At 25.5% G+C, this 10,916-nt stretch carries 13 protein-coding genes; 2 read left to right on the forward strand and 11 right to left on the reverse strand.

Features of this window, described 5'->3' with window-relative positions; translation table 11 throughout:
* The first annotated feature begins 101 nt into the window (after nt 1-101).
* A complete protein-coding gene (locus tag ACRDBA_RS17150; RefSeq protein ID WP_438574149.1) occupies nt 102-296 on the forward strand; it encodes a hypothetical protein in 195 nt (64 codons plus the stop codon).
* A gap of 186 nt (nt 297-482) precedes the next feature.
* Here the strand turns inward: ACRDBA_RS17150 and ACRDBA_RS17155 are convergent, their stop codons facing one another.
* The 8 genes from ACRDBA_RS17155 to ACRDBA_RS17190 all read right to left on the reverse strand — a co-directional run bounded on the left by ACRDBA_RS17155 (nt 483) and on the right by ACRDBA_RS17190 (nt 6,296).
* Nucleotides 483-806 (reverse strand): hypothetical protein, encoded by a 324-nt coding sequence (locus tag ACRDBA_RS17155; protein WP_438574150.1) that lies wholly within the window; start codon nt 804-806, stop codon nt 483-485.
* A gap of 140 nt (nt 807-946) precedes the next feature.
* Nucleotides 947-1,516: a DUF4352 domain-containing protein gene (locus ACRDBA_RS17160; RefSeq protein WP_438574151.1), complete on the reverse strand. Its 570-nt coding sequence runs from the start codon at nt 1,514-1,516 to the stop codon at nt 947-949.
* A 29-nt stretch (nt 1,517-1,545) separates the two neighbouring features.
* On the reverse strand, nt 1,546-2,097 hold the full coding sequence (locus tag ACRDBA_RS17165; protein ID WP_438574152.1) for a DUF308 domain-containing protein: 552 nt from the start codon (nt 2,095-2,097) through the stop codon (nt 1,546-1,548).
* 365 nt (nt 2,098-2,462) lie between these two features.
* Nucleotides 2,463-2,822, reverse strand: coding sequence for a hypothetical protein (locus ACRDBA_RS17170; protein ID WP_438574153.1), 360 nt, complete (start codon nt 2,820-2,822; stop codon nt 2,463-2,465).
* 743 nt (nt 2,823-3,565) lie between these two features.
* A complete protein-coding gene (locus tag ACRDBA_RS17175) occupies nt 3,566-4,423 on the reverse strand; it encodes an Rpn family recombination-promoting nuclease/putative transposase (RefSeq protein WP_438574154.1) in 858 nt (285 codons plus the stop codon).
* Nucleotides 4,424-4,492: 69 nt separating this feature from the next.
* Nucleotides 4,493-4,642 (reverse strand): hypothetical protein, encoded by a 150-nt coding sequence (locus ACRDBA_RS17180; protein ID WP_438574155.1) that lies wholly within the window; start codon nt 4,640-4,642, stop codon nt 4,493-4,495.
* Between the two features lie 126 nt (nt 4,643-4,768).
* Entirely contained in the window at nt 4,769-5,017 is a 249-nt protein-coding gene (locus ACRDBA_RS17185; protein ID WP_438574156.1) for a hypothetical protein, read from the reverse strand.
* Between the two features lie 22 nt (nt 5,018-5,039).
* The gene (locus tag ACRDBA_RS17190; protein WP_438574157.1) at nt 5,040-6,296 is read right to left on the reverse strand and encodes a DNA polymerase Y family protein; all 1,257 of its coding nucleotides are present in this window, start codon (nt 6,294-6,296) and stop codon (nt 5,040-5,042) included.
* A 148-nt stretch (nt 6,297-6,444) separates the two neighbouring features.
* Here ACRDBA_RS17190 and ACRDBA_RS17195 point away from each other — a divergent pair, with 148 nt between their 5' ends.
* Nucleotides 6,445-6,627: a hypothetical protein gene (locus tag ACRDBA_RS17195; RefSeq protein ID WP_438574158.1), complete on the forward strand. Its 183-nt coding sequence runs from the start codon at nt 6,445-6,447 to the stop codon at nt 6,625-6,627.
* A 215-nt stretch (nt 6,628-6,842) separates the two neighbouring features.
* On the opposite strand, the gene ACRDBA_RS17200 is transcribed toward ACRDBA_RS17195, so the two are convergent.
* The 3 genes from ACRDBA_RS17200 to ACRDBA_RS17210 all read right to left on the reverse strand — a co-directional run.
* Nucleotides 6,843-9,569 carry a diguanylate cyclase domain-containing protein gene (locus ACRDBA_RS17200; protein ID WP_438574159.1) on the reverse strand — a complete coding sequence of 909 codons (2,727 nt, stop codon included), beginning with the start codon at nt 9,567-9,569 and terminating at the stop codon, nt 6,843-6,845.
* Between the two features lie 189 nt (nt 9,570-9,758).
* Nucleotides 9,759-9,980, reverse strand: coding sequence for a fibronectin type III domain-containing protein (locus ACRDBA_RS17205; RefSeq protein WP_438574161.1), 222 nt, complete (start codon nt 9,978-9,980; stop codon nt 9,759-9,761).
* Nucleotides 9,973-10,916 (reverse strand): HAMP domain-containing sensor histidine kinase (locus tag ACRDBA_RS17210; protein WP_438574160.1); only part of this gene is annotated, 944 nt, incomplete at its 5' end. The genes ACRDBA_RS17205 and ACRDBA_RS17210, both read right to left, overlap by 8 nt.

Below are 10,916 nucleotides of genomic sequence, written 5' to 3' on the forward strand. Positions count from 1 at the left end.
ATAAACTTCAATTTCTTGTAATTAAGGTTTATGCATATCTAGTAATTTGTAATTATTAATCTACTTTATTTAATTAGAAATCTTTAAGGATGGTGTTATTAATGGAACAAATTAAAAGTGAAATTAGAAGAGCTAAAAAAGAAAGATCTCTTTGGGAAAAGGACACTCACAATTGGAATAGCGGCATGAAAGTTGAAGAATTAACTAATAAAATCAAACAATTAGAAGATAAATTATATGATATGGAATATGCTGAATTAGAAGCTTTAGAAAAGCAAGAAGGATTGCAAGGATAAAAAATAACGCTAAGGTAAATTACCTTAGCGTTATTTTTATCTTATAGCTATCCCATAATTAATTAAAATTTAACAGCAGGTAGTCTTGCTTTATCCAAAGCTACCTGCTGTCGCTATGCAAAGAGTTCTTTAGGTTCTCTGCTTTCTATATTTATTAATATTCTCACAAAAAGGGGGGGAAGAATATTATTTCTGCATTTCTTCTTCCATTTGATGTTTTAATTTCTTTGCAAATTCTTTTTCTTCTTTTCTTTCTTCTTTTTCTTCTCTTTTAAGTTCTTTGTTTAATTTTTTTGCAAATCTTTCTGCTTCTTTTTCGTCTTCTTTATATTCATTTATTACATCATTTATTATTTTTTCTTCAAATTTAACTTCTTTTTTCATTTGCTTTTTAATTTCATTAGAAAATTCCTTTTCTGCATGTTCTTCTTCTCTAAAAGCCTTTTTTTCTTCATGATGTATTTCCATTTCATTAACTCTTTCTTTTACAAATTCAATTACTTTACTCATTTTAAACACCTCTATTTTTTATTTACCTACTAATATTTACCTGCTAATATTTGCCTAATAATATTTACTCAATAATGTTTATCTATAGTATTTCTATCAATTTTTATTTGTCATTAGTTATTTACCTTATTTAAAATATATTAGTTATTTGTTAATTCGAAATAATAATATTCATTATTTCCACCATCAACTACTAATGATAAATCTTGAAGATTTTTATCCTTAGGAGCTTGTACTAAATAAGAACATGAAACTTTTTGCCCTGCTGGTATTGTATCAGCATCAGCAGCATCTATTAATTCAGCATTGTCTTTTTTAAATATTTTACCTTGTTTGTCCTTAACTTGAATTGCTGATACTAATGTTGCATAAGATGAATCTTCATTGTTAGTATTAGTTATTGTGCAATTTATAAGTACAAACTGCATACCTTCCGCTGGTTTCTTATCTTTTATTATGTTTTCATCTGCTGTAACGCTATCAACACAGAAAAGTAAATCTTTATTTATTCTAACTGTTTCTTGTAAATCAACATCTTCTATATTATCCGCATCATCTACTACATCATCTGAATCAAGATCATCTTCTACATTTGATGTATTATCATTATTTGAGTTTTTCTTACTGTTACTTGCACATCCTGCTAGTATTGAAGCACAAACAGCAACTCCAATAAATACTGCTAAAAATTTTTTATTTCTTTTAATCATATTAATCGCCATCCCTCTAAAATTTATTATTAATTATTTGCCTGCTTCAATGATCTTGCTCCAATTACCCAAAGGATAATTCCACTAGATATTATTTCTACTGCTATCATTGCTGATATAATAATTATGGAATCAAATGGCCATAATAACACTAAAAATAATCCTAGTACCAAATCTAAAATACTTCCAAAAATAATTAAACCTTTATGTTTAAGCTGCTTTTCTTTATAACATACAATAAGCTTGTACACACCAATTGCAATATATAGCCAACCTATAAATAATCCTATTGATAATACTCCATCTATTGGTGACATTATAAAGTTAAATCCTAGGTAAAGGTATAAAAATATTAAAAGTGAATTTAACACAATCTTACCGGTGCTATGATTTTTCTTGTATGTATTTCTAAATGTACAAAATGCTAAATAAATCATTAATACACCTGTTAAAATTGAAAAGATTTCACTTGCTAGTAATGAGTTAAATATTACTAACAATCCAACTGTCATAAAAGCAATACCTTGAAAAATTAACTTTTTACCTCCTTCATTAAACTTTTCTTCTACTTCAATAAACATCTTAATACCTCCTGTTAATTTGTTAACAAGGCTTATTATACGCCTTTAAAATATGATATTCTAATTAGAAAATTTCTATATAAAACTAAAATGAGTTATATATTCCAAAAAACATTTGAATTTATAATTAAAACCAATTGTTTCTTTTAAATAATAACTATTAATTAATAATGCTGTATTTTACAAAAATTTGTTGAAATATGTTGAAAAAATATTTTTTATATATTAAAAAACATCATTATATTTAAATTAACTATTACTTTATAAATAAAAGACCTAAAATAATTACATTTTAGGCCTTTACAATATATATTAATATTTAATTTGAAAATTAAATTAGTATCTCTAATATTAAATTAAAAATATTATAAGCAATATTCATAGTTATTACTAATGCTATCTATAACAAATCTGTTGTTTTTAATATCATTTATATAATCATATGCATCCTCTATATTACTGCTAATTCCATAAGCCTTATATGCCATTTCACAAATAACTCTTTGATCATAACTTAATCTTTTATCCTTAAGCATCTTTGTAAAATTTATAGTTAAATTTGTAGTATAATCCTTACTTATATTATAAATTTCCTCAATTGCTAATAAGCTAAAAGCTGTTAAATATCCTGCTGAATCCTTGCTTGGATACTTTTTAACTAGCTCTAAATAATTTTTCTTATGTCCCTCATTAATAAAATTCTTACTTGTACTATTCACTATCATATTCCTCAATCTCCTTACCCATATTGTATTATATTTATAGTTTGTCCCGACTTTCAATTTATATACACAAACAGGTAATTTTTCTATAATTTTACTAAACAATCAATTTTCCACTGTTTAAAATGATATAATATTTATAACTATAAAATTATAAAAGGAGATTGTTAACATGAATAAAGGAATATCTCTTGTACCTATTTTTTATCTAGTTCTACCAATTATGTTTGGACTATTAATATCTCTTTTCCATAAGAAAGGAAAGTTAAATTACTGTATCTACTCTATATTTGCATCTATTCCAGTAAATTTACTTTACATGATCTTAATAACAGTAAAAACTTCATCCTATAATAAATTACATCTTGTATTGATATTATTTATTTGGAACACAATCTTAACTTATGTAGCTTCATTAATTTTCTTTTACATTAAGCGTGTTATTACAAATAAACAATTTTCCTAGATAGGTGTGCATCAGCTGTTATCTTTTGACTAAAGACTCGGAAGTGTTGTACTTTCTAGCAACCATTAGATAAAAACTTTCAAAGTTTAACTAAATATAAAAATAAAGCTACTATTATAGTTTTAACCTTAATAGTAGCTTTCTTTATATATTATTAATTTTAAACATAAGCTAAAAATAATAATCTACCATGATGTTCTACAAATTCTATATCCTTACTTGAATACTACTCCTTCATAAAAGCTTGGAATCTTAATAAATTTTTTTCTATAGTTAATATTTATCGTAACTCATTTATTTCCTCTACACTTAACCCAGTTTTTATAGCAATAGTTTCATTATCTAAAACATCTAAAAGATTTTTTGCTATTTCTATTGCTTTATTTTTTTCTCCTTCAATTCTTCCTTTTTCAAGTCCCTTTTCTTCTGCAGCAGTTAATGCAGAAACCTTATCTAAAAAAGATTTTTCTCTCATGCTATACAACTCAAGTTCTTTCTTATCTCTACTTAATCTGTAAAGCTCATCCTTAGCTTCCTTAATCTCCTCTTTACTAAATTCAAGTTTTCTAACTATCGTACTATCTGGATCTTTTAGGAATTCAACCCATGCAGTTAGCATATCAATAGTTTCAATATTTTCATTGTCATCAATATCTTTAAGTTTAGGAATTTCTATAAAGTGTATTTCTTCAATATCTGTTAATTCCTCATTTGTTTCAATTTCCTTTAATCTATAACCATTATGAAATCTATCATTATCTAAATACTTAAAATCTAAAATGTTTATACAAACAGTTCTTGAAAGTTTATCATATTCGTCGCCTTCAACAATTTGTTCCTCATATAATTTGCTCCAATAATATAAACTTCTTTTTATCATATTGAACTCATTTTTTACTTGAATTTCAATATTAATAACTTCACCTTTATTTGTAGTTGCTTTAACATCTAATCTACTAAATTTATCTTCAATAAAATCCTTAGTTATCTCTGTATTATTAATAACTACTGAAACTATTTTATCAACTGGTTTCAATACAGCATTTAAAAAGGAAATTAATATATTAGGATGTTTTTCTGACCCAAATATTTTTTTAAATATAAAATCTACCTTAGGATTTAAAAGTCTTCTATTCATTTCATTTCCTCCTTATAAATATCTCATATTTATATTATAGCCAAGTGTCACAATTTGAACAACGTTTTCTCATTCCTCATTTTCCTTTTCTTCATTTTTAACTTCTAAGTCTAATCCTAAAATTTTCACCTTTAATTTAAGATTGAAATTAGAGTTAAACTTTAAAATAATTGTTATTATAATAATTACTATTACTCCAATAGCTATTATTTCTCTCACTCAATACCACCTACCTTTTTAACTTTTGAACTAATAAAAGTTTCAAGATGATAATATAAACTTATGTCTCGCTTAAGTGATATTTAAATTTTTCTCTATTTAACTTGCTATTTTTATTAGATTACTTTATAAAAAAAGAATCCATCTATTATTACCCATATCATATTTAATGCTATATCTTTTTTCTACCCCATCTATAACACTTAAACAAACAAATCTCCACATTAAGCATCCTGCAAGCTTTTCTGCATCTCTACTTAAAACTTTATCTACTTTTATAACTTGGTTTTCATCACCTTCTAAAACCTTAAATCTAATTGGATTGATCTTCCCCTCTTTATCAAACCATGCAATCATTTCAATTGGACTAACCATTTTAACAATCCTTTCTTACTTTTTACAATATACTTCCCATCATAGGATAATCATTTTCCCCATTTCCCCCACTTAAAGGTTTTATATCTGAATTAACAAATACAGACCTCATTACTGATTTATCTCCGAATCGTGTTCTTAATTGGTCTATTGTCTTATCTAAAGCTCTCATTTTATCTATCTTAACATCATCAAATAAAGTTCTTTGATAAAATTCATTGCTATAAAGCTTTGTAAGTCTAACTCCTAATTGCCTTATACATTCACCCTTCCATACCTCATCAAAGGCTTCAGTAATAGCATTAAAAATTTCCTCTGTTGAATCTGTTATATTAATTAAAGTCTTTTGATGTGAATATCTTACAAATGAATTTGTTTTTACTGAAATAGCTATAACACCACACATATTTTCTGAGCTTCTAAGCCTCATAGCTGCAGTTTCAGTAAGAGAAAGTAATATCTTAAGTGCATCTTCCCTTGTGGCTACATCCTTTTTAGTTGTAGTAGAATTTCCTATTCCCTTTATCTCTAAGTAATTTTTACTTCGTACTTCTGAGTTATCTATTCCATTTGCATAGTTATGAATAACATAGGCATAGCTTTTAAATATTGATTTTAATATTTCTATATCATAAGAGGCTAAATCTCCTATAGTTTCAACATTTAACTTAGCTAACTTTCCCCTTGTAGCTCTCCCTACCATAAATAAATCAGAAACAGGAAGTGGCCACATCTTATCCTTAATTTCCTCCATAAACAATGTATGAATAGAATTTTTCTTTGGAAAATCACTAGCCATTTTAGCTAAAAGTTTATTAGTGCTTATACCAATATTCACTGTAAAACCTAGTTCATTAAAAATCCTATCCTTTATTTCCTTTGCCTTATTTAAGTAATCCTCCTTAAAATGGCTCATATCCACAAACACTTCATCAATAGAATACCTTTGAATCAATGGTGAATATTCAGTTAATAATTCATACATAGCATTACTGCAATTCATATAAAGCTTATAATTGGGCGGAAACATCTTAAGATTAGGACACTTTTCAAATGCTGATAAAGTTGGCTCACCAGTTTGAATATTATACTTCTTTGCTGGAATTGATTTTGCCAATACTATCCCATGCCTATCCTCTGTACTTCCTCCAATAATTGCTGGTATAGTTCTTATATCTATGGAACATTCACCTAATTGAATTTGCCTTACTGCTGTCCATGATAAATAAGCTGAGTTTACATCAATATGAAAGATAATTTTTTTAAGTCCAGACTCCATACTTAATCCACTCCTTTCAATAAGAACTTTTTTGTATAATATAACTATAACGAACGTATGTTCTTTTGTAAAGGTATTTTCTATTTTTAACATAATTTATTTAAAATATATACATTTTATGGTAAGTTTGTATTAGGAGGTTGATTTTATGTTAGAAAAAAAGACTGTGAATCTTTCCCCTATTATATTAAATACAGTAGCTTATTTAAGTATATTTTTAAGTATTGTTAATGTTGTTTTAGACTTAATATATACAGGAGCCTTTAATGAAGCTTCACTAATACCTAACATACTTATATTTACTTTTTGCATGTATTTTAAAAATAGGTAACCTCAAAAAAATAAGAGGATAACTTTCTCCATATTTAAGAAAGCATCCTCTTATTTTTCTATTAAAAACTTTTAACTTTTCACTGCTTAATTTAAGGAAAGTCAAAGAATCTCCATCTAAACTCTTTACTTTTCACTTAAATAAATTATTTCCTCTTTACTATACAACCTTAATTTTTATTATGGATTTTATCTTTGTAAACTCTCTCTTGTGTACTAACTATTTTTATAATTACTCATTAAATCATTATATGTTAAATTATCAGTTGAGTCATAGTAATTGAAGTTTAATTCATCAATCTTTAAACTTTCATCGTAAGATAAATTAGCCAATCTTAACATTGTATTATTCTCATTATAAAAATTAATCAAATGCTTAAGTAATATTTCCCTTTGATTTGTTTTCATAGACTTATACATATTTTCTGATACTTTTAGTATTTCATCTACATAATCAATATTTAAATTAACATAAATATACTCATCATTTCTTATATTAATTATTCCAAATTTATATCCTAATTCCTTTATTTTTTCTTCTAGCTCTCTTCCTTCTTCCCCTATATTATTTATATACTCTAAATTTAAAAATATCTTTACACTATTAGTATCCAAATTATACTTTTTAGTACTTCTTGCTAATATTTTTATAAATTTATTAGGATCTAATTCTTCAAATAAAAAACTTACTTCTAAGTTTTCATTTAATTGTGTATTTACCTGAGTATTTTTAATTACTTTTAGAACACCATCAATAATTAATGTATATACTTTTTCTACAAGTTTATATTTTTGAGCAATTAACTTTAAATCATCTATGGTATATGCTTCATCATTAAATTTGCAATCATCAAAGAAAAATATATAACTAACAATTTCTTGAGTTATTCTATTTCTTACTGGAGAACATCTTATATATTTTTCTATATTACTTTCAGAACTTAAACTTAACTCCTCTATTAAATTTAAAATATCTGTTTCTCTTTGTGCTTTTGTTTTTATTTTATTATTATATAATGCAAAGCTATTCTTACCACTTTCTTTTGCATAATACATCGCTGTATCAGCTTTTTCATATAATCCTTCATAAGAATCTGCATCTTCCATATATTTAGCTACACCTATGCTTCCTGAAACTCTATAAATTATATTATCTTTTTTTATTTCACTATTTAATACTTCAACTAGTTTTTCACACTTTTTATTTATAGAATCTTTCACCTTATTTCCTTTTAGAAAAACTATAAATTCATCTCCACCAATTCTTCCAAATATATCACTTTCTCTAAATACTCCTTTAACTTTTTCACTTACCTGTCTTAATACCTCATCACCAAATTGATGACCTAAATTATCATTGATATATTTAAAATTATCTAAATCAAATAGTATAAATATACCGCCTAATGCTCCACTTTCTATATATTTCTCTATATAAAATTTCGCAAACTCCTTATTGTAAAATCCTGTTAACCCATCTATTTCTGCCCTTTTCTTCATTAATAGTTCATTATGTTTCTCTAAATCTATATCTTTTATATTTGATATTTCCTTTATTACTTTTCCTTCTTTATTTCTAATAAAAACTTTATTTTCCCTTACCCATTTATAATTTCCTGTTTTATCTCTAAGCTTAAATTCCGTAATTAAAGATTCCTTTTTTCCCGCCTTAGCTTCTCTTACCCTTTGTGCATATATATCTTTATCTATTTCATCTATATTATTTATAAACATACTTACTATATTTATATAATCTATTTTAGGACAAAAGCCAAAGAATTCAATCCATAGCTTTCTATTTATAACTATTTCATCTGTTAATATATCTCTTTCTATAAATAATTGATTTATATTTTCTAAATTATAATTATATGTTTCACGTTCCTTTTCAAATTCCCTAATAATCTTATAAACTTCTCTCCCCATTAGGCTTAATTCATTATCTGCTCCCCTTATATAACCATTTATTTCATACTCCTTTAACATTTTCTTTATTCCTTTTAAATCATATACAATAATCTTTATTATCTTTTTAGTAAAATATATTAAGAATATAGCTACCACTAAACACATAATAAATATTCTTAATATAGATTCCATTGTATATCTATTAAAATCAGATTTGCATAAATTATATACTATATTTATATTTAAGCCTTCAACATAATTGCTTACAGCTTTAGTAACTTCACCTTGATTATCTATATACGTTACAAATACATTATCCTTAGTAGTATTCAATTCTTTATATTTATCTTCTTCCTTTATTTTTTTACTATAATCCACAATCCCATCTTTATCACTAATTATTGTTCCATCCTTTAAAATTAAAAATGATCTTTCTTTTCCCTCCACATTATGCTTTGATAATATTTTCTTTAAATAATTAAGATTAATATCTTTTTTATAATATCCTAAACAATCTCCGTTAACTTCTGATAGTATAGGTGAAATAATAAAAAACTCATCTTTTTTTATATCAAATTCATAAGAATATTTATTATTTATGGATTCATTTAAAGTGTATAAAAACTCTTCACCAATGCTACTTCCTATATTACTTTTTAATGTACTTTCTATAATTTCTCCATTTAAATTTAATATAGATATATCATTTATATACTTACTTCTTTCACTATACTTATTAAGATCTCCTATAACCTGATTACTTTGTGTTTTATAATCATTACTATTCTTATCTAAATCACTTATTAAATATTTTTTAAAATCATTATTTTCTGATTCAACAATATGTATTTCTGCTAAGGCTACTAATTTATTTTTTAATTCCATTTCCTCTTGCTTAACTTCTCTTTCCATAAAAACTCTATTTACTTCGTTCTGCTGTTTACCTATAACTAAAGATGCTGTAATAAAAATTAAAGTTAAGCCTAAAATTATGCTGATAAATATTCTATTTTGAATTCTCTTGTTGTCAATCATTCTTTAATTCCTTTTCTAATATCTTTTATATTATTTTAATAATTGCTTATTCATTAGAATTTGTATTTTAAACTAAATTTATGTGTTATTTGAAAGCAATAAAAAGCTATGACTTCCTTAAGACGTCATAGCTTTCTATTGTATCATTAAATTTTTATTATATAAATATATATGAATATTCTTATAATACTATTTAGATGTTCTTACATTTATAGATTGTGGCTTTGATTCTTCACCATTAGAATATTTAGAAGTAACCTTAAAGCCATATATTGTATTTCCTTTTAATCCTGATACATCATAACTTGTAGTTCCTGCTGGCACTTTTGCAAGCTCCTTACCATCTTTATATACAATGTATTCTACTAATCCTACTTCTGTAGCTGGTGCATCCCATGATAATTTAACTATTCACTACATATGGTAAATTTATTTTAAATACAGTACTATACTCACTTTTTTCACAATTACATAGCTTAATTCTTCCCCCGTGCATTTCTACTATAGTCTTAGTTATTGCAAGCCCTAGCCCTGATCCCTGTCTTGAATTTCTAGATTCATCACCTACTGTAAAAGGAGAAAATATATTTTCTGATATTTCCTTAGGAATACCTACTCCAGTATCAGCAATAATAATCTTATAAAAGCTTTCTTCTTCTTTAAGGCCTATATAAATCTTTGTTTCCTTTGGATTATGCTTTATGCTATTTCCTAAAAGATTATCTAAGGCTCTTTGGAATTGTACTTTATCAATCTTGTATTTTAATATATGTTCTGGAATATCTACTTCTATATCAAATTCACTTTCTAAAATATGTTCATATCTAGAAGCTACATAAGCTCTTAAATATTCGGATAAGTCTACTTCCTCAAATACTAGCTTAAAATCTGGATGCTCTAACTTGCTATATTCATAAAAAATATTAATAAGCTCTGTTAACCTCTGTGACCTAGAATAAATAATATTAAAGTATTTTTCATATTCTTCCGTTGAAATTACCCCTTCTGCTAAAGCCTTAGAATAACCTTGAATTGTAGTTATTGGAGTTTTTAAGTCATGGGATATATCAGCAAGCATACTTTGCTTATCTTTAATTAATTTATTTCTATCTAATTCACTAGTTTGAAGCTTATTAAGCATTACATTAAAGTTATCACAAATTTCCACAAACTCTTTTGGTCCTCTATAATTTATAGGCTCATAGCTATTATCCTCTGATAAAAGCTGAATTGCTCTTTTTAACTTCTTTAATGGCACTTGAACTTTTTTTCTAAGAAGCATTACAAATGCAGACATACATAAAAAGAATAATGCTATAAATAATATAATTGAGCTATACATTAGGT

The organism is Clostridium sp. (genome assembly GCF_051654825.1).
GTDB lineage: Bacteria > Bacillota > Clostridia > Clostridiales > Clostridiaceae > Clostridium.